The following is an 18,383-nucleotide window of genomic DNA, read 5'->3' as shown; positions in this document are numbered from 1 at the left end:
TCCTCGGACCCGGCAAGCCCTTCCTCGGGCAACGCCCCCCAGACGCCCGCGGCCAACAGCAACCGTCCCACCAGCGCGCAGCCCGCCAGCGCCCCGGGCCAGGCCCCTCCCATCGGCGTGCAGCCGGTGGCGAACACGCCCGCCGCGGAGCTGCCGGCGCACGCGGACCACGCCCCCATCGCGGAGCCCGGTCCCCAGCCCGCCGTCAGTGCCAAGCCGATGACGGCCGCCGCGCCGATGACGGCCACCCACGAGTGGGTGGTGTCGCCCAACGGTGACGATGGGGCCGAGGGCTCCGCCGCCGCGCCGCTGCGCACCATCGCGATGGCGGTGGGCAAGGCCGGTCCCGGCGACCGCATCCGCGTGCTCGCGGGCACCTACGCCGAGCGCGTCGTCCTGGGCGAGAACACGCGCCCCGGGACGCCGGAAGCGAAGATCACCCTCCAGGGCGAAGGCCGCCCGAAGCTCACGCCGGGCAGCGGCTCGGGCGCGCTCGTCCAGGTGCGCCAGCCGAACTGGGTGCTCGACGGCTTCGACCTCGACGTGCAGGCGCAGCCCATCTTCGGCGTCACCTTCGAGGGCGACGTGCAGGGCACGCTGCTCGCCAACTCGGAGCTGCACGACGGCACGGGGGGCGCGGGAGTCACGACGTTCAACAACGCCCGGGGTCCCACCCTCGAGAACAACAACATCCACGGCTTCGTGCGGACCACCGGCAACCAGGACTCGCACGGCATCGTCGTGCAGTCCGGGTCCTTCGACGTGACGGTGCGCAACAACGACATCCACGACAACTCCGGTGACTCCGTGCAGTGCCTGGGGCCCGAGGGCGTCAGCAACCTGCCGCCCGCCAAGGGCCTCCTGGTGGAGAACAACCACCTGTTCGGCAACCGCGAGAACGCCGTGGACATCAAGACGTGCCAGGACGTCACCATCCGCAACAACCGTATGCACCACTTCCAGAAGTCGGCCACGGCCACGGGCGAAGCGCTGGTCATCCACTACTCCGCGAACAACGTGGTCGTGGAGGACAACGAGTTGTACGACGCCTCCAAGGGCATCTCCGTGGGCGGCAACCACGAGGGCCCGGTGCCGCAGGGCATCGTCGTGCGGCGCAACCGCGTGCACGACATCACCGACGCGGGCGGCGGCGAGGGCACCGGCATCCGGCTGGAGAACTCGCAGGGCACGGTGGTGGCCAACAACACCATCACCCGCGCCAAGACGGCCATCATCCTCGGCCACGGCACCGGCGGCCCCACCCAGGGCCTCCGCGTGGCGAACAACATCGTGGATGCACCCATCGCCGTGGACCTGGGCGGCCAGGCCCCCAGCCTCCAGATGGGCTCCAACCTCTACCCGGCGGGAGCCCAGTTCATGCAGAACGGCCAACTCGTGGCCCTGGACGCCTTCAAGGCGGCCATCGGGGACACGACCTCCACGGGAGGGGACACGGCGGTGTCGGACACCTTCGCCCCGTCGCCGTCCGCCCAGGACAAGGGCCTGGACGAGGGCCTGCCCTTCTGCGGCGCTGCCCCGGACATTGGCGCGGTGGAGCTGGGCTGCTAGGCCCGCTTCCAGGGCCTACACCCCTCGGAAAAAACAGAAGGCCCGATGCGGAGCTTGCTTCCGCATCGGGCCTTTTGTCTGTGAGGCGCCACCCGGATTCGAACCGGGGAATGAAGGTTTTGCAGACCTTTGCCTTACCACTTGGCTATGGCGCCGAAAGTGATTGGGGCCGGGTTTATACGCAGCCCCGTAGGACCCGGTCAAGGACGCAACACCGTCCAGCCCCGGTTCTCGTCCCGCTAGCATGCGGCGCGGGGCGTCACAGAGGCCCGTGAATCCGGACCAGGAAGGGACGACACGATGCTGCAGGGCCATGGGGTATTCCAGGAGGAGCACGAAGCCTTCCGCCGCACCGTCCGGGCGGTGGTGGATCAGGAGCTGCGCCCGTTCGCCGGGGCGTGGGAGGGGCAGGAGGAGTTCCCCCGGGAGCTCTTCCGCCGCTTCGGCGAGCTGGGCTTCCTGGGCCTGAAGTACCCGGAGGCCCACGGGGGCACGGCCGCCGGCGAGCTCTACGAGGCGGTGCTCCTGGAGGAGCTGGGCCGCTGTGGCTCCGGCGGGGTGGCCGCCGGGCTGGGGGCGCAGTTCACCATCGCCACGGGCCCCCTGCACCTGTTCGGCACGGAGGCCCAGAAGCAGCGCTGGCTGGCCCCCGCCATCCGGGGGGAGAAGATTGGCGCCCTGGGCATCACCGAACCGGATGCGGGCTCGGACGTCGCGGGCCTGCGCACCACCGCCCGCCGCGAGGGCGACCACTACATCGTCAACGGCTCCAAGACGTACATCACCAACGGGGTGCGCGCGGACTTCGTGGTGCTGGCGGTGAAGACCGACCCCTCGCGGGGCCACAAGGGGCTGTCCATGCTCGTCGTGGAGCGGGGCATGCCGGGCTTCGGTGTGGGGCGCAAGCTGCAGAAGGTGGGCTGGCGCGCGTCGGACACGGCGGAGCTCTTCTTCGAGGACTGCCGCGTGCCAGCGGAGTACCTGCTGGGGGTGGAGGGGCAGGGCTTCTCGCAGATCATGGGCAACTTCCAGTGGGAGCGCCTGTCGCTCGCGCTGGGCGCGGTGGGCGCCATGGACGACATGCTGGAGACGGTGCTCGCGCACGTGAAGGAGCGCCGCGCCTTCGGGCAGACCCTGGGGCAGTTCCAGGTGATCCGCCACAAGCTCGCGGAGCTCTACACGGCCCGCGAGTGCGCGCGTCAGCTCACCTACCACGCGCTGCGCCTGCACGTGGCGGGCGAGTACGCCGTCGCGCAGACCTCCATGGCCAAGAAGGTGGCCACCGAGACCTGCTGCCGCGTGGCCGACGAGTGCCTCCAGCTCCACGGGGGCGCCGGCTACATGATGGAGTACGACATCCAGCGCCACTGGCGCGATGCCCGGCTCGGCCCCATCGGCGGCGGCACCAGCGAGGTCATGAACGAGATCATCGCCAAGCAGCTCGGGCTCTGAAGCCTGGGCCGTCCAGCGGGGCCCCGGCGGCCCTGTTGGGGTCCCCGAGGGCAGGCGAGCAGGCGTGGCGGAAGAGGGGAAAAAGCTCCCGGGTTCTTGTTCAAAGGAACATGTCGCCTCGGGGAGGCCCCGGTGGAGCCCACCATCATTTGCGATGAGCTGTTCATGCGTCTGGGGGATGAGGATGTGCTCGTCCTGGATTGCCGCGACGCGATGGACTGGGAGCGGTTCGAGATCCACATCCCCGGGGCGCTGCGCATGACGGCCTCGGAGATCGCCCGCGACCTGGGGATGCTGCCGGACGACGAGCTCATCGTCCTCTGCGGCACCACCCAGGACTGCGCCGACATCCGCCGCGTCTGCCGCGTGCTGCGCCTCCGGGGGAGGAACGCCGTGTGCCTCGCCGGGGGGCTCCACGCCTGGGTGACGGGGGGCTATCCCACCGAACGCCACGCGCGCCCCCAGGCCCATGCCCACCGCTGAGCAGTGGATGCGATGCGTCGTGAAACGGTGTAAGGAGCGGCCTGTCGCCCCCACCGGAGAACCACGATGGCCAAGCTTCGCGCCGTGCTCATTGGCGCCACCGGACTCGCGGGCCAGCAGTTCATCGCGGCCCTGAAGGACCACCCGTTCATCGAGCTGACGGGGCTCGCCGCCTCGCCCCGCTCCGCGGGGAAAACGTACGCGGACGCCCTGCGCGCCTCCAACGGCATGCTGGCCTGGTTCGTTCCGGAGCCGCTGCCCGCGGGCATCGCCGGCATGACGGTGCTCAGCGGGGACGCGGTGCAGGCGAAGGACTACGACCTCGCCTTCTCCGCCGTGGAGGCGGACGTGGCGCGGGAGCTGGAGCCACGGCTCGCCCGCGACATCCCGGTGTTCTCCGCCGCGAGCGCCTTCCGCTACGACGCGGACGTGCCGCTGCTGCTGCCCCCCGTCAACGCGGCCCACGCGCCGCTCATCCAGGAGCAGCGCCGGCAGCGCGGGTGGAAGGGCTTCATCGTCCCCATCCCCAACTGCACCACCACCGGCCTCGCCGTGACGCTGGCCCCGCTGGCCGAGCGCTTCGGCGTGAAGGCCGTGCTGATGACCAGCCTCCAGGCCATGTCCGGCGCGGGCCGCTCGCCCGGCGTCATCGGCCTGGACATCCTCGACAACGTCGTGCCCTACATCCCCAAGGAGGAGCACAAGGTCGAGGTGGAGACGAAGAAGATCCTCGGGGCGCTCAACCCCGCGGGCGCGACGCTCACCCCGCATGACGTGCGCGTCTCCTGCACCTGCACCCGGGTGGCCGTGCTGGAGGGCCACACCGAGTCCGTCTTCGTGTCGCTCGGGAAGAAGGCCACCGTGGCGGAGGTCGCCCAGGCCATGCGCGAGTGGCAGGGGGCCGAGGTGGCGAAGGCCCTCCCGTCCGCTCCCCCCCGCTGGATTGAAGTGCTGGATGACCCGTTCCGCCCCCAGCCCCGCTTGGACCGGGACACCCACGGCGGCATGGCCACCACGGTGGGCCGCATCCGCGAGGACGGGGTGCTGGAGAACGGCTTCAAGTACGTGCTCGTCTCCCACAACACGAAGATGGGGGCCGCGAAGGGCGCCATCCTCGTCGCGGAGTTGCTGCGAGCGCAGGGCTTGCTGGGCTGACAGGGGAAAGGGCCCGGGGAGTGCCTTAAATTCAGGGTGCCACCCTGGCCGCAACCATCTACTGTGCGCGCCCACGGACGCGCGGAAATCCGCCCTGAGGAGATTTAAATGGCCTACGTCGTCGCCGAGCCATGCATCAAGTGCAAGTACACCGACTGTGTCGAGGTCTGCCCGGTCAACTGCTTCTACGAGGGCGCCAACTTCCTGGTGATCCACCCGGACGAGTGCATCGACTGCGGCGCCTGCGAGCCCGTCTGCCCGACCAAGGCCATCTTCCCGGAGACCGAGCTGCCCGCCGACTGGTCTGAGTACAAGGCGCTCAACACGAAGTACTCCACCGAGTGGCCCAACATCGCGGAGAAGAAGGCCGCCCTGCCCGAGTCCGAGGCGTACAAGGACAAGAAGGGCAAGCGCGACGAGCTGAGCCTCGCCCCCGGCGGGAAGAAGTAGGGCCCCGCGCCGTTCGCGTGCGCCCGTGCGGTGGAAGGCTCTTGCGCCCCATGGCGTGAGGGCCTTCGTCATTCGTGCCTCCCGCCAGCGCCGCATCGGGTGCTCAATCCGCCCTCAGGACGCTGAGCCGCAGGCCCCGGGCCTCCAGCGCGTCGCGCAGGCGCGCCACGTCCTCGGTGGGAACGGGCCCGTGGCGTCCCTGGATGCGCAGCGCCACCTCGCGCGGCCCGGTGCGCTCCACCTCCACGGTGGCCTCCAGCGACCCGCGCAGGCTCAGACCCAGCGCCGGGCGCTGTGACTTCACGAACACCTCGATCTTCTCGATGAGTGCCAGCATCGATTCGACCTGTGCGACCGGCGTGCTGCTGGCCGGCCCGGCGCCGACCGCCGCGCCACGGCCTTCCGTCACGGACGCGAGCGGAGCGCTCCCGGCAGGGGAGTCCGTGCGCGTGCTGGACGGAGTCGGAGCCTGGACTGGCGCGGGACGGGCTTCGGAGCGAAGCGAGCGCTCCAACTCGCGGGCAATCAGGTCCGAGGCCCGGTGGGTCGCCTGTTCGTGTCCCTCGGCCTGGGCCTCCTGGCGCACGGTGCCCAGCCGCTGCATCTCCACGTGCATGCCCTGCCGGGCCTGCCGGAGCGTCTCCGGGCTTCCGAGCGCACTGCGCGCGGTGGACAGGATGGCGCCCGAGGCCCGGACCTGCGGTGGGCTGGACGAGGCGCGCGTCGAGGGCCCGATGGAAGAGGGGAGGAGTCCGCCGGGGCGGGAGGGCACCGCCTTCGGAGGCCCACCTGGCACGGGGGGCATGCCGCGTCGGGCGGTGGAGCCGGGACGCACCGGGGCGCTACCGCGTCCGGAGGTCTGCTGGAGGACCTGCTGGAACGCGTCCTTCTCCGGGGGGACCTTCTCGGGACCGGATGGAGCTTCCTGGCCTTCGACCTTCATGGGGTGCCTCGCGCGAAAGGGATGCGCGGGCTTGAGCAGCGGCCATGCCAGTGCGGCCGGTGGCCTCTCCAGGAGGGGAGGAACTCCCGGACGGCGACACCGAGCGTGTCGCCGCCGGGATGGGCGTGCGGAGCGCGGGACGCCCGCTCAGCGCTTGCCGCCGAAGCCGCCCGGCTGGATGGGCGCGGTGCCCGTCAGGTCGTTGAACGCGAGCGGGCACGCCGCCACGGCGTTCGGATCCGCCAGCGAGGCGTTCTGGCTCCAGTCCCGGTCCTGGAACAGGAGCGCGTCGCGCACCTCCAGCTCCTTGAGCGCCTTGCGGTACTCCCAGAAGCGGCCGCGCAGCAGCACCCGCGCGCCCTTCGGCAGCCGGGTCAGGTCCATGTACTGAGCATCCTTCAGCCGCGCCGTGATGCTCACCGTGGGGCGCACCCGCGGCTTGCCGAACTCCAGATGGAGTCCGCCCGCCACCTCGTTCGGATCCGGGATGTAATAGAGCAGCCGCGCCACGAGCGCGGGCGGTTCGGGAGGCACGCCCTTCTTGCCCTTCTTCTTGGGCTTCTCCAGCTTCGCGTCGACAAACTCCAGGCCCGCGAAGCCCACCTCCTTGTCGAGGTAGTCGTCGCGGAACTTCGCGTCCGCCACGCTGGAGGCGGTGGCGTTGGCCTTCAGGACCTCCACGTTGTAGCGCTCGAGCATCGCGGGCAGCGTGAAGAAGAAGCTGTCCACGGGGTTCACGCCGTCCGCGGCGAAGCGCAGCTTGCTCAGGTCGAGCGGCGGGTAGTACGGCGCGAGCGCCACCGCGGTCTGCAGCCACTCCGCCGGCAGCTTCTTGTCGATGAGCACCCGCCGCATCATCGACACCAGGTACATGCTCGCCGGGAAGCGCGGGGTGGACAGTTGCGTGTTCACGGTCTGGAGCAGCACCGGGTCCACGAAGAAGTTCTCGTCGCGCTTGTGCAGGAACGGTGCGGACTCGCCGACGATGGTGAGCAGCGCGCCCACGAGCTGGGCGCAGTTCGCGTCGGACGTGCCCTGGTTCAGGGCCTGGTACACGCGGGAGCGGAGGAACCGCTTGTCCATGTCCGCTTCGCGGAACACGGGCGGCTCGCCCGTGCCGAAGAAGAGCTCCTTCTGGGCGAGAGCGGGCGACGACAACAGGCTCAGGGACAGGACGAGGAGGGCGCGAGAACGCATCGCCTCGGACCCTACCATGCCCTCCCCGGGGCAATCCTCCCCGAACGCGTCCACCCGTGCTCCATGTGAAATCACGGGGATGCCATCCGACGCAGGGAGTAATTGCAACTGGATGACCCCAGGCGGTGGGGCCTCCGTGACCGTCGGCCTCCGGTGACGGAGGGCAGGGGACGGAGCGACCGCGCGGGTGGTGGCCGAAACGGAGTCCGCCGAGTCACCTGCGGGCGCCTTCTTCCAGGGGGCGTGGTTTTTCCGCCTGTTGGCGGCGCAGCCTTTTGTGTACCTTGCCCGCGATATGCCGACGCCTCCCGAGACAACCCCGGCACCCGTCACCGTCGCCCAGATCAAGGACGAGGCGGAGCTCATGCAGGCCCTCGCCATCCGCGAGGTGGTGTTCATCGAGGAACAGCACGTCCCCGAGGGCATCGAGCGCGACGCCGAGGATGCGCTCGCGTACCACGTGCTCGCGTACCAGGGCGGTCACGCCATCGGCACCGGTCGGCTGGTGAAGCTGCCGGAGCCGCCCGCGGGACAGACGGGCACGTGGGGGCAGATCGGCCGCATGGCGGTGCTCCAGGCGCACCGCAAGTCGCGCGTGGGCTCGCTGCTGCTGACGACGCTGGAGGCCGAGGCGCGCCGCCGCAACGTCCACGGCATCATGCTGCACGCCCAGCTCTATGCGCTCGACTTCTACAAGAAGCACGGCTACCAGCCGGTGGGCGCCGTCTTCGACGAGGCTGGCATCGACCACCTGGAGATGCACAAGCGCCTGTAGTGCCTTCAGCGCCTCGGAGGACGGGGCGCGGGCGGTTCGGCGTGGCGCGGATCCTCGGGCCACGAATGCCGCGGGTACTTGCGGCACAGCTCCTTGCGGATCGCCGGGTAGTGACGCTCCCAGAAGCCCGCCAGGTCCGTGGTCACCTGGACGGCGCGCATGTTGGGGGCCAGCAGGTGCAGCACCAGCGGCACGCGGCCCGCGCCCACGCTGGGCCCCTGCGCCATCCCGAAGAAATCCTGCAGCCGTGACTCCACCCAGGGCGGCTTGTTGGGCTCGTAGTGCACCTTCACGCCGCGCCCGCCGGGCAGGGTGACGCGCTCGGGGGCATGGTTCGCCAGCAGGCGCTGCTGATCCGACGTGAGCCGCGTGTAGAGCGCGTCCAGCAGCGACACGCCCTCCAGGTCGGAGAAGCTGCGCGCGCCCACGCACAGGGACGCCAGCGCATCGCGCAGGAAGGTGGCGTCCACGGCGGGAAAGCCCGCCTCCGGGAAGGCCTTGGCGAGCAGGGCCACGCGGGTGCGCCACTGCTCCAGGGCCTCGGGCTCCGCGAAGCGCTCCGGACCCGCGGCGAGCGCCGCCTCGGCCAGCACGCGCGCGGCGGCTTCGGACGGAGGTGCGGGGGTGCGCGTCTCCTCCAGCATGAGGTTGCCGTACGCCAACCGGGTGAGGCGCTCCACGCGGCGCGACTCCGGGTTCCACTGGAGCGTGTCCACCTCTTCCAACGCGTCCGGGTAGAGGTCCAGCAGCCACTCGGCCTCCACCGCGCTGGCGAGCCGGACGACGGCGCCGCGACCGGGGCGCTCCTCGGCGTCCACGGCGACCATCAGCTCCGCGTCCTGGACGACGCTGAACTCGGACAGGCTGGTGGTGCCGCCGCCGAACATGAGCAGCTCCGGCGAGCGCGGCCGTCGTCTGCGGGCCACGCGGTCCGGGTAGCCGGCGAGCACGCTGAGCATCAGCGCCTGCTCCACGTCCTCGGGACGTCCGGGCCGCGAGCCCTGTTCCCGCACCGAGCGCCGCAGCTGCTTCTGCACGCGCTCCACGGCCTGCACCGCGCCTGCGTCCAGGGAGAGCGACTGCATGCGCCCGGAGGAGAACCCCGAGCGGCCGGCTTCGCGGAAGCGCTCCAGCAGCTCCAGCAGGTCGGAGGGGCCGCTGACGATGGCCGCCGCGCGTCCCCCGCCGCCCAGGTTGGCGCGGGCCTCGCGGCGGATGTCCCGCTCGCCCATGAGGGCGGCCAGCACCGCGGCATCGGCGCCCACGCCCCGGCGTTCGCCCTCGACGATGACGCGTCCCTGGCGAGGGTGGACCGGGAAGCGCAGGAGCCGCTGGCCCACGTCGGTCACCTTGCCCTGTGCGTCCACGGCGCCCAGCCGGCGCAGCAGCGTCTCCGCGGCCTCCATCGCGGGCGCGGGAGGCGCCTCGAAGAAGGGGAACGCGCCCAGGTCCTTCACGCCCGAGGCGCGCAGGGACAGCACGGTCTCCGCCAGGTCGGTGCGACGGATCTCCGGGGCTTCCTGATCCGGACGTCCATCGAAGTCATGCTGCGTGTAGAGGCGCACGCAGTGGCCCGCACGGGTGCGGCCCGCGCGGCCCGCGCGCTGGATGGCGGAGGCCCGGCTCACCTTGCCCAGCTTGAGCTGCGGCAGGCCGGACCACGGCGAGTGGGACGCCACGCGCGCGAGGCCACTGTCGATGACGACCGCGACGCCGTCGATGGTGACGGAGGTCTCCGCGACGTTGGTGGACAGGATGATCTTCCGGCGCGAGCTGCGGCGCACGGCGCGGTCCTGCTCGGCGGGGGACAGGTCACCGTGCAGCGGGAGCACGTCCGCGTCGTGGCGCTCGGCGAACTCCGCGCAGGTGTCGCGGGCGCGGCGGATCTCCCCCGCGCCGGGAAGGAACACGAGCACGTCGCCGTCGACGCCCTGGGTGAACAGGCGCTTGAGCGCGGAGAGCACCTGCTGATCCAGGTGCCGCTCATCCGGGGCGGAGAGGTATTCGACGCTCACGTCGAAGCGGCGGCCCTCGGAGCGCAGGGACGGCGCGCCGCCCAGGTATGCGCGGACGGGCTCCGCCTCCAGGGTGGCGGACATCACGACGAGCTTGAGGTCGGGCCGGGCCGACTCCTGGAGCCTGCGCAGCAGCGCGAGCGAGATGTCCGCGGACAGGTGCCGCTCGTGGAACTCGTCGAGCACGACGATGCCCACGTCGCGCAGGGTGGGGTCGGTCAGCAGCCGGCGCCCGAGCACGCCCTCGGTGACGAAGGACATGCGGGTCTTCGGTCCGCGCACGTCCTCGAAGCGGACCTGGTAGCCCACGGTCTCGCCGACGCGCTCGCCAAGCTCCTCGGAAACACGCTGGGCGGCGAGCCGCGTAGGAAGCCGGCGCGGCTGGAGGACGACGATCTCCCGCCCCTGACCCAGGCCGGCCTCCAGGAGCGCGCGAGGAACGCGGGTCGTCTTGCCCGCGCCGGGGGGCGCCTCCAGCACGAGCGACCGCGCGCCTCGCAGCGTGGAGACGATGTCGGGCAGGAGGGGATCGATAGGGAGGGCGACGTCCGCCATGTCCGGGTTCCTCTTCACGGCGGTGCACTCACCGCGCGGCGGGTCTCAAGGCGTCCCTGTCTCGGACGGGTCGGTCTTCTTGCGTCGGCGGGGACGGACGGCCTCCGGCGCTCCCTCCGGGAGCGGATCCGGATCCGAAGAAGCGTCCGCCTGCGCGGCCTCGGGAGCCGGGGCGCTGTTCTTCGGAGGCCGGCCGCGCCGCACGGGACGCACCGCGACGGGCGCTGTCTCCGGAGCCTCCACGGAGTCAGGAGGTCCCGAGGAGAGTTCTTCACCCTCGCCAGCTGAGGCTGCTACCTCGCCAGTCCCCATGGGGGCCGATGCAGCAGCCCCCCGTCGACCCTTGCGAGTCGAGGGAGGAAGGGGAGGCGCCTGCTCCGCGACCTCCGCATCCGCGGTGTCTTCACCCGGATCCGCCTCCACCGCGTCGTCAGGATCCGCGGACGCCTCGTCCTCCGAACCCTCGAACGCGTCCTCCTGCCCGGCGTCGCCCTCGTCCCCGAAGAGCTCCGGAGCGCCATCCTCGGCACTGAGCGCGAGCGACCGACCCGCGCGCTTCCGGGGCTTGAGCGTGAGGCCCGCGGCCTCGAAGACGCCCGGCACGGGAACGAGCGCGGCCTCCGCGAGCAGCCGCCCCTGTCGCAACGCGACGTCCAGGCGCCGCCCCAGTGACACCAGCGCCTCGCGCAGTGCCGCCTCTTCATCCGGGGGCAGCGGGGTAGGGGACAGGCTCGCGTTCCACGCGGCGAACGTCGAGGCCACCAGGTCCACGACGGGACGGACCATCGCGAAGTCGTCGCGAGAGAAGATCCGCGTGACGTAGGCGCTCTTGAGGCGCCGCTCGTAGGACGATGCGTACTCGTTCACGAGCTCGCCGGGGGCCCGGCGCAGCTGCGGGAACTTGAGGTGGGGGAAGAGGGCCTCGATGACAGGGGCGCGGCTGCTGGCGGTGAAGGTGATGCCCGCATGCAGCTTCTCCAGCGCATCCACCCACTTGCCCTGCTGGTCGAATGAGAACTCCTCGCGGGCCTCGTCCAGCTCGGGCAGGTCCTTCACCTGTTCGAGCAATCCGGGCGCCGGCTCCCGGGCCTCGCGCAGCCGCTCCAGCGCGGAGGCAAGCCACTGCTTCTCGGCCTCGAGCCCCGGTCGGCCGACGACCATCTCCTCCGCCGTGGCGAGTCGGGCCTCGAAGGCCTCGGCGAAGCGGATCAGCTCATAGGACTCGAGCGTGGACGACATGCGTGGACTCCTCGGAGGGGCGGCGGAGATAGCACACCTTCACCGTCCGACGAGCAGGGCCTCCATGGCTTCAGGGGCGGAGAAGTCGGCGAAGGCCCATTCGGCGCCTGCGTCGCGCAGCGCCTGGGGCGTGAAGTTGCCCGTGCCGACGCCAATCGTCTCCGCGCCAATGCCCTTCGCGGCCGCCACGTCCTTGGGCGTATCGCCGATGATCACCACGCGGCACGCCTCCAGAGGCTGCCCCAACTGCGCCGCGCCGGCCTGGGCGCCATGCCGGATGAGGGCCACGCGGTCCTCGAAGTCACAGCCGAAGCCGCCAAAGGCGAACTGATCATGGATGCGCACGCGCTCCAGCTTCACCCGGGCGCCCGCGCGCACGTTGCCGGTGCCCAGGCCCACGGCGAAGCCCGTCCGCGAGCGCGCTTCCAGCACGGCCTCGCGCATGCCCGGGTGCAGGCGGTATTCGCGCTCATCGACCTTGGGAACCTCTTCGCCCAGGTGGGCGATATACGAGTCGATGACCGCGCTGATGGCGTCCTCGGAGACCGGCACGCCGATGGTGGACAGCCCCTTGCGGACGATGGCCCGGTCCGTCATGCCGGACATGCTGAAGCTGTCGCACGCATCGCGGCGCTGGTGCAGCCGTTCGAAGGCCAGGGACATGGAGCGACGGCCCGCGCCACCGGTGGTGACGAGGGTGCCATCGATGTCGAAGAGGAGGACGGTGGGGCGCATGGCCTCCCATCTAACGGAAGGCCCTGTCCGACGCGAGCCCCGAGCGAGCCGCCAGGGAAGCCATCCCCGCCAGGTTCAGGGCTCGGCCAGCGTGAGCCCCTGCTGAAGCGCCTCGCGAACCTGCGGCACGTCCTCGAGGGGGAGCCGTTCCTCCAACGTCTCCCGCACCCGCTGGCCCCCCAGACGACCGAGCGCCTGCGCCACGGCCTCGCGGATCCGTACGTCCCGGTCCTCCAACTGGGCGCTCAGCGCCTTCACTGCCTCGAACCCCAGGCACTGGCCCAGCGCCGCCGCGGCCCGCGTGCGCACGTCCGCGGGCTTGCGCGGATCCTCCATCAGCGCTTGGAGCGTCTGTCCCGCTTCCGGGGATTCCACCTGCGCCAGCGCCGCCACGGCCCGCATCCGCTGCGCATCCGGAACGCTCGGATCTTCCGTGAGCGCCGCGAGCACGGGCACGACCTCCGGCCCCAGCCTGCGCCACGCCGCCCCCGCCACCGTCGGCTGGGCGAGCAACTTCAGCGCCTCCTCCCGCAGCGGACCGGGCGCGGGGGCGGAGGCTTCCAGTGGCGCGGGGGCGGACGTCTTGACCCTCACCCGGGCCGGAGCCGCCTCGGACAGGGGCCCCGCTCCAGCGAGCACCGCGAGGCCGAGCAGGCCCACCCACCGTAGCGGGGAGGGACGAACACCGGGGTGACGGGATGGCAGGCTCGGCATGCGGGACTCCCGGTGGAGTGAGGCCCTGATTATATGCCGGCTGCCGGCCCGGACTCGATCCCGCTAAGGTCCGAGACCATGGCCGGACGCGTTTTCTTCTTCCTCCAGCACGCCACGTATGAGCCCGCCTTCCAGGCCGGCTCCATGGGCATCACCGCCGCCGCGATGGGCGACGACGTCTACTTCGTCTTCGCCTTCGAGGCCCTGCGCCAGCTCGTCCGGGGCGGCTTCGGCCTCGCGCACAGCGAGCGTGAGCGCACGGAGGCCGCCCGGGCCGAAGGCCTCAACGTCCCCACTCCGGCCCGGATGCTCGAGGAGGCCCGCGCCCTGGGCGCGAAGCTCGTGGCCTGCGACACCACGGTGCGCATCTGCGGCCTGTCACCCCAGGAACTCCAGGGCACCCTGGACGAGGTCATGGGCCTCGCCTCCATCTGGAGGCTGACGGAGGGCGCGCGCGTCCTCACCCTCTGAGCGGGACGGCGGGCTCGAAGGCCACCTGCCCTCCGGGTGCGTGTAGGTGTCCGAGCTGGGACGGGCCCCGGCCCAGACGGATCGCCTGACGGTGCAACTTGGCAGCTTCACCTGAATGAGACTGGAGGGCAGCGAGTCGCTGTAGCCTCGGTGGGCGCTCACGCGTTACGCTGCGGCGCACGCAGTTCGTTGTTCCCCCCTGGAAGGAATTCCCAAAGCCTATGCGCGCCAAGTTGACCCCCCTGAGCGCACTGCTGGCCGGCATCATCGGTGGTGCCATGATGGCCGGCTGTCAAACGTATGACTTCGAGCCGGTGGATCCGCTCGCGATCGCCCAGACCACGAAGGAGACGGTGATCGCCGCTCGCAGGAGCAAGCCGGACGTCATGCTGCTGGTGGACACCTCCGGCTCCATGACCCAGCCGGTGAACCCCGAGCTGGAAGTGAACGGCGTGAAGGTGTGCTACGGCAAGGATCCTTCCTCAGGCCAGTCGTACATCTGCCGCGAGAACCTTCCCTGCAACACCGCCGTATGCCCCACGCGCTGGTCGGAGCTCCAGGGCGCCATGGGCCCGTTCCTGGCGGAAAGCGGCAAGCTGGTCCGTTTTGGCCTGACGACGTATCCCGCGCCCAACACGTCCACGAGTCCGACCGTGGCCGAGTCCTGCGCCGCTGCCTCGGCGGGCGAGAGCGTTCGCGTCGCCATCCCGACCGGCCTGGATTCGGACGAGCAGCTCCAGGCCCACGCGAATGACCTCAACACCATCCTGCAGAAGATCCCCAACAGCGGGCCGAATCAACCCAAGGGCGGCACGCCGACGAGCGGGAGCCTCCAGTTCACGGGCTCACTCCTGACGAGTGACCCCGAGGAACGCGATCAGATCATCATCCTGCTGACCGACGGCCTGCCCAACTGCAACGTGGGCAACGAGTACAACGGCAGCCAGACGGAGTGCCGCTGCACCGTCGAGTCGCAGTGCCAGCTGAGCCAGAGCCCGTACTATCGCCGCGGCTGCCTCGACAAGAATGCCTCCGTCGCGGCGGTGAAGGACCTGAAGTCGCGCAGGATCTCCACCATCGTCATCGGCTTCGGCGCGGAGACGTCGGCGGGGGATGGGCCCAGCGTCCTCAACGAGATGGCGAACGAGGGCGGCTTCGCGCGCACGTGCCAGGCGGATGTGGACTGCGGCGCGGGCGACAGCTGCAACCTGAACACCAAGCTCTGTGGCCGCGCCTTCTACCAGGCGGGCAACCGGGAAGAGCTGGCGAGCGCGCTGAAGAAGATCAGCGAGCAGCTCGCGACCGTCGACCCCTGCTTCATCAAGCTCGACCCGAGCCAGCTGCCGTCCGACAAGCAGCTCATCGTCGTCTACATCAACGGCGAGCGTACGCTTGAGGGGCCGGACACCTGGACGTTGGGAGACTCGGGCGTGACGTTCACGGGGAACGCCTGTGCACGCCTGGAGGCCTCGCGTCCGGAGGCTCCGGTCAACGTCGAAGTGCGCGCCATCCGCCAGCTCTAGGCGGAAGCAGCCGGCGGAGGCGGCTTTACCCGGGAGGTGGCGAGGGTTATAGGGACCTCGCTGGGCCCGGTCGCCTCCGCCATGAAAATCACTGTCCTCTCGCGCTCCGCCTCCATTTCGTCCACGCGGCGGATCGTCGACGCAGGTCGTGCGAGAGGGCACCGGGTGCGCGTGCTCAACCCGCTCCGGGTGCAGATGCATCTGGACGGGGGCAGCCGCGCCACCCTCCTCTACGATCGCAAGAAGCTGACGCCCACCGACGTCGTCATCCCGCGCATCGCCCTGTCCATCAGCACCTACGGGCTCGCGGTGGTGAACCAGTTCGGCCTGGCGCGCGTACCCCTGGTGAACCATGCCCAGGCCATCGCGCAGTCGCGCAACAAGATGCGCGCGCTCCAGCTCCTGTCCGCCCACGGCATCGACATCCCCGCCACGGTGATGGCCCGCGACGCGGCCCACCTCAAGGAGATGGTGGGGCTCGTGGGCGGGGTGCCCGTGCTGGTGAAACTCCTCCAGGGCCAGGAGAAGCACGGCGTGATGGTGTGCGAGAGCCTCCAGTCGCTGGAAGCCGCGCTGGAGGCGGTGCTGGGGCTCGGGCACAACTTGGTGATGCAGGAGTACGTGCGGAGCACCGGGCAGGACGTGCGCGTGCTGGTGGTGGGGGGCGAGGCCATCGCCGCGGTGCTGCGCAAGCCGCGCCCCGGCCGGCTCTCGCACACCCTGAACCGGGGCGCCCGGCTGGAGGCCCTGGCGCTGTCTCCCAGCCACCGCGCTACCGCGGAGAAGGTCGCCCGGCTGGTGGGCCTGGAGGTGGCCGCCGTGGACCTCCTGGACGTCCAGGGCCAGCCCAAGGTCTTCGAGGTCAACAGCTCGCCCGCGCTCTTGGAGATGGAGGCCGCGACGGGCATGGACCTGGCCACGCCCATCATCCTGCGCGCGGAGGCCCTGGTCTCCGGAGCCGCGCCCGTGTGGAGCGCCGCGCTGGAGACGCCCCAGGCGCTCCTTCCGCCGCCAGCAGCGCGCAAGGGTGTCGCGAAGGTGGGCGTGCCCCGGAGTTAGAAGAGAAAGGGCTCCCCGCGCGTCCGAAGCCCCGATATACGAGCGCCGCCTTCCTGGAGACGAACCATGCCGAGCCCCCACCGCTTCCCGCATCTGGCCACCCTGTTGCTGTCCCTCGCCAGCGCTCCGGTGCTGGCCCAGGACGTGGACCCCGCCACCCTCTATGAAGTCACCACCGAGGGCACGTCGACGCAGGTGAAGGCGGGAGGGCAGGGCACCTTCGTCCTGGCCATCAAGTCCAAGGCCGGCGCCCACGTCTCCGACGAGGCCCCGCTGAAGCTGGAGCTCACGGGCAAGCAGCTGACGCCCGCGCAGAAGACGCTGACGCGCGAGCAGTCGGTGGCGAAGAAGGCCCAGGGCCAGCAGTTCGTGGATCCGCGCTTCGAGGTGCCCTTCACCGCGGTGACCGCCGGCAAGGGCACGCTGGATGCGACGCTGACCTTCTTCATCTGCACGGAGAAGATCTGCGCCCGTCAGAAGAAGACCTTCTCGCTGCCCGTGGAGGTCCAGTAGCCCCCATGCGAGAGCGTTCACCCAAGTCCGGCGGCAACGAGCGCGAGCGCGGCGGCACCGAAGCGCCGCGCTACGTCTATGGCGTCAACCCCGCGCTGGAAGCCCTGCGCGCGCATCCCGACGCCGTGGAGCGCCTCTTCATCGTCGACGGGCAGGTGGGCGCCAAGGCCGCGGGCGAGCTGCTCAGCCGCGCGCGCGACGCCGGGGTCCGGGTGGAGAAGGTCGCCCGGGAGCGCCTGAACACGATGGCGGAGGGCGGCGTGCACCAGGGCGTCGTCGCCGAGCTCCGGGGCTTCCAGTACGTCGACCTGGAGGACGTGCTCGCCGCGGCGAAGGCCAAGGGGCAGCCGGCCCTGGTCGTCGTGCTGGACGGCATCCAGGATCCGCACAACCTGGGCGCCATCATCCGCTCGGCCCATGCGCTCGGGGCCCACGGCGTCGTCCTCGCCAAGGACCGGGCGGTGCAGGTGACGGGCACGGTGGCCAAGGCCTCCGCGGGCGCCGTCGAGTACTGCCCCATCGCCCGCGTCACCAACATCTCCCGCGCCCTGGAGGAGCTGAAGGAAGCCGGGCTCTGGGTCGCGGCCGCGGACATCGAAGGCTCGGAGCCCCTGTGGACCGCCAGGCTGGACGGTCCGCTGGCGCTCGTCGTGGGGGCCGAGGGGGCAGGCGTGAGGGAAGGCGTCCTCAAGCACTGCGACTTCCGCCTCCGGATTCCCATGGCCGGTCAGGTCGGTTCATTGAATGCGTCGGTTTCCGCCGCGATTCTGCTATACGAGGTCGCCCGTCAGCGGGGCCGTCCGGCCCGGTGACGACCCCTGGATCAATCTCCTTGACTTGGAGAGTGGGGACTTCTAAAAGGTCGCGCCTCTCAAGTTGCTGCCGGGAGGTTGACGGTCCGCCGGGAATCAGGTAGGGCGGGGCAGTTGCTGGAGCGATGCCGGTGTAGCTCAGTCGGTAGAGCAACTGATTTGTAATCAGTAGGTCGCGGGTTCAAATCCCGCCGCCGGCCAGGTTGGACGGGCCGCGGTGTTGGGCCCGGGAAGCGAAGGCAGTTCGGCAGTCTGTGTGTAGGAAGTGGCCGCAGCACCACAAGTGAATATCTGGAGGGATACCCAAGCGGCCAAAGGGAGCAGACTGTAAATCTGCCGGCTCTACGCCTTCGATGGTTCGAATCCATCTCCCTCCACTCGGCAATGCGGGAATAGCTCAGTTGGTAGAGCGTCAGCCTTCCAAGCTGAATGTCGTGGGTTCGAATCCCATTTCCCGCTCCAACCGTTGTAGTGCATCGCCAAGCCCTGATAGCTCAGTTGGCAGAGCGCGTCCTTGGTAAGGACGAGGTCACCAGTTCAATCCTGGTTCAGGGCTCCATTTTTCGAGGAGTGTCATGTCCAAGGAAAAGTTCGATCGCAGCCTGCCCCACGTGAACATCGGAACGATTGGGCACGTGGACCACGGCAAGACGTCGCTGACGGCGGCCATCACGAAGGTGCTCGCGAAGTCCGGCGGCGCCACGTTCATGGCGTACGACCAGA

Annotated in this window: 18 protein-coding genes and 5 tRNA genes; 16 read left to right on the top strand and 7 right to left on the bottom strand. The window is 70.4% G+C overall.

The genetic code is table 11. The features are described 5' to 3' along the window. On the top strand, positions 1 to 1,569 hold a 1,569-nt coding region (locus D7V93_RS16120), incomplete at its 5' end, for a right-handed parallel beta-helix repeat-containing protein (RefSeq protein WP_341870932.1). 83 nt (positions 1,570 to 1,652) lie between these two features. On the opposite strand, the gene D7V93_RS16115 is transcribed toward D7V93_RS16120, so the two are convergent. Continuing rightward, positions 1,653 to 1,724: transfer RNA gene (locus D7V93_RS16115), tRNA-Cys, on the bottom strand. A gap of 145 nt (positions 1,725 to 1,869) precedes the next feature. On the opposite strand from D7V93_RS16115, the gene D7V93_RS16110 reads away from it, so the two are divergent. From D7V93_RS16110 to fdxA, 4 genes are all read left to right on the top strand, one after another. Then, a complete protein-coding gene (locus D7V93_RS16110; protein ID WP_120644258.1) occupies positions 1,870 to 3,021 on the top strand; it encodes an acyl-CoA dehydrogenase family protein in 1,152 nt (383 codons plus the stop codon). Positions 3,022 to 3,186: 165 nt separating this feature from the next. Then, positions 3,187 to 3,504, top strand: a complete 318-nt coding sequence (locus tag D7V93_RS16105) for a rhodanese-like domain-containing protein (RefSeq protein ID WP_443651930.1) — start codon at positions 3,187 to 3,189, stop codon at positions 3,502 to 3,504. Positions 3,505 to 3,570: 66 nt separating this feature from the next. Further along, the gene (gene asd, locus D7V93_RS16100) at positions 3,571 to 4,659 is read left to right on the top strand and encodes an aspartate-semialdehyde dehydrogenase (RefSeq protein WP_120644256.1); all 1,089 of its coding nucleotides are present in this window, start codon (positions 3,571 to 3,573) and stop codon (positions 4,657 to 4,659) included. Positions 4,660 to 4,767: 108 nt separating this feature from the next. Then, on the top strand, positions 4,768 to 5,109 hold the full coding sequence (fdxA, locus tag D7V93_RS16095; RefSeq protein WP_120644255.1) for a ferredoxin FdxA: 342 nt from the start codon (positions 4,768 to 4,770) through the stop codon (positions 5,107 to 5,109). Positions 5,110 to 5,212: 103 nt separating this feature from the next. Here fdxA and D7V93_RS16090 read toward each other — a convergent pair whose 3' ends face one another. After that, the gene (locus D7V93_RS16090) at positions 5,213 to 6,052 is read right to left on the bottom strand and encodes a hypothetical protein (protein ID WP_120644254.1); all 840 of its coding nucleotides are present in this window, start codon (positions 6,050 to 6,052) and stop codon (positions 5,213 to 5,215) included. A gap of 147 nt (positions 6,053 to 6,199) precedes the next feature. Then, positions 6,200 to 7,249: a hypothetical protein gene (locus D7V93_RS16085; RefSeq protein ID WP_120644253.1), complete on the bottom strand. Its 1,050-nt coding sequence runs from the start codon at positions 7,247 to 7,249 to the stop codon at positions 6,200 to 6,202. A gap of 295 nt (positions 7,250 to 7,544) precedes the next feature. On the opposite strand from D7V93_RS16085, the gene D7V93_RS16080 reads away from it, so the two are divergent. Continuing rightward, positions 7,545 to 8,024 (top strand): GNAT family N-acetyltransferase, encoded by a 480-nt coding sequence (locus tag D7V93_RS16080; protein ID WP_120644252.1) that lies wholly within the window; start codon positions 7,545 to 7,547, stop codon positions 8,022 to 8,024. A 5-nt stretch (positions 8,025 to 8,029) separates the two neighbouring features. On the opposite strand, the gene hrpB is transcribed toward D7V93_RS16080, so the two are convergent. From hrpB to D7V93_RS16060, 4 genes are all read right to left on the bottom strand, one after another. After that, positions 8,030 to 10,594 carry an ATP-dependent helicase HrpB gene (hrpB, locus tag D7V93_RS16075; protein ID WP_120644251.1) on the bottom strand — a complete coding sequence of 855 codons (2,565 nt, stop codon included), beginning with the start codon at positions 10,592 to 10,594 and terminating at the stop codon, positions 8,030 to 8,032. Positions 10,595 to 10,639: 45 nt separating this feature from the next. Then, positions 10,640 to 11,833 (bottom strand): hypothetical protein, encoded by a 1,194-nt coding sequence (locus D7V93_RS16070; RefSeq protein ID WP_120644250.1) that lies wholly within the window; start codon positions 11,831 to 11,833, stop codon positions 10,640 to 10,642. A gap of 39 nt (positions 11,834 to 11,872) precedes the next feature. After that, positions 11,873 to 12,568, bottom strand: a complete 696-nt coding sequence (locus D7V93_RS16065) for an HAD family hydrolase (RefSeq protein WP_120644249.1) — start codon at positions 12,566 to 12,568, stop codon at positions 11,873 to 11,875. 75 nt (positions 12,569 to 12,643) lie between these two features. Further along, positions 12,644 to 13,282 (bottom strand): HEAT repeat domain-containing protein, encoded by a 639-nt coding sequence (locus D7V93_RS16060; protein ID WP_120644248.1) that lies wholly within the window; start codon positions 13,280 to 13,282, stop codon positions 12,644 to 12,646. A 78-nt stretch (positions 13,283 to 13,360) separates the two neighbouring features. On the opposite strand from D7V93_RS16060, the gene D7V93_RS16055 reads away from it, so the two are divergent. The 10 genes from D7V93_RS16055 to D7V93_RS16010 form a co-directional block, all read left to right on the top strand. Beyond that, positions 13,361 to 13,753, top strand: coding sequence for a DsrE family protein (locus D7V93_RS16055; RefSeq protein WP_120610610.1), 393 nt, complete (start codon positions 13,361 to 13,363; stop codon positions 13,751 to 13,753). Between the two features lie 221 nt (positions 13,754 to 13,974). Then, complete coding sequence (gene cglB / locus D7V93_RS16050; RefSeq protein ID WP_120644247.1) at positions 13,975 to 15,276, top strand: adventurous gliding motility lipoprotein CglB; 1,302 nt, start codon at positions 13,975 to 13,977, stop codon at positions 15,274 to 15,276. A gap of 81 nt (positions 15,277 to 15,357) precedes the next feature. Next, positions 15,358 to 16,335 (top strand): ATP-grasp domain-containing protein, encoded by a 978-nt coding sequence (locus tag D7V93_RS16045; protein WP_120610608.1) that lies wholly within the window; start codon positions 15,358 to 15,360, stop codon positions 16,333 to 16,335. 66 nt (positions 16,336 to 16,401) lie between these two features. Continuing rightward, positions 16,402 to 16,848 carry a hypothetical protein gene (locus tag D7V93_RS16040; protein WP_208723042.1) on the top strand — a complete coding sequence of 149 codons (447 nt, stop codon included), beginning with the start codon at positions 16,402 to 16,404 and terminating at the stop codon, positions 16,846 to 16,848. A gap of 5 nt (positions 16,849 to 16,853) precedes the next feature. Beyond that, the gene (gene rlmB, locus D7V93_RS16035; protein ID WP_120644245.1) at positions 16,854 to 17,660 is read left to right on the top strand and encodes a 23S rRNA (guanosine(2251)-2'-O)-methyltransferase RlmB; all 807 of its coding nucleotides are present in this window, start codon (positions 16,854 to 16,856) and stop codon (positions 17,658 to 17,660) included. A gap of 127 nt (positions 17,661 to 17,787) precedes the next feature. Beyond that, positions 17,788 to 17,860 (top strand) — tRNA-Thr (locus tag D7V93_RS16030). A 93-nt stretch (positions 17,861 to 17,953) separates the two neighbouring features. Next, positions 17,954 to 18,037 (top strand) — tRNA-Tyr (locus D7V93_RS16025). 9 nt (positions 18,038 to 18,046) lie between these two features. Continuing rightward, a tRNA-Gly gene (locus tag D7V93_RS16020) sits at positions 18,047 to 18,122 on the top strand. Between the two features lie 21 nt (positions 18,123 to 18,143). Further along, positions 18,144 to 18,219, top strand: a tRNA-Thr gene (locus D7V93_RS16015). A gap of 16 nt (positions 18,220 to 18,235) precedes the next feature. Further along, on the top strand, positions 18,236 to 18,383 hold a 148-nt coding region (locus D7V93_RS16010), incomplete at its 3' end, for a GTP-binding protein (protein WP_233582667.1).

The sequence above is a fragment of the Corallococcus llansteffanensis genome (genome assembly GCF_003612055.1).
GTDB classification, from domain to species: domain Bacteria; phylum Myxococcota; class Myxococcia; order Myxococcales; family Myxococcaceae; genus Corallococcus; species Corallococcus llansteffanensis.
This window is presented reverse-complemented; position numbering and strand designations above follow the sequence as displayed.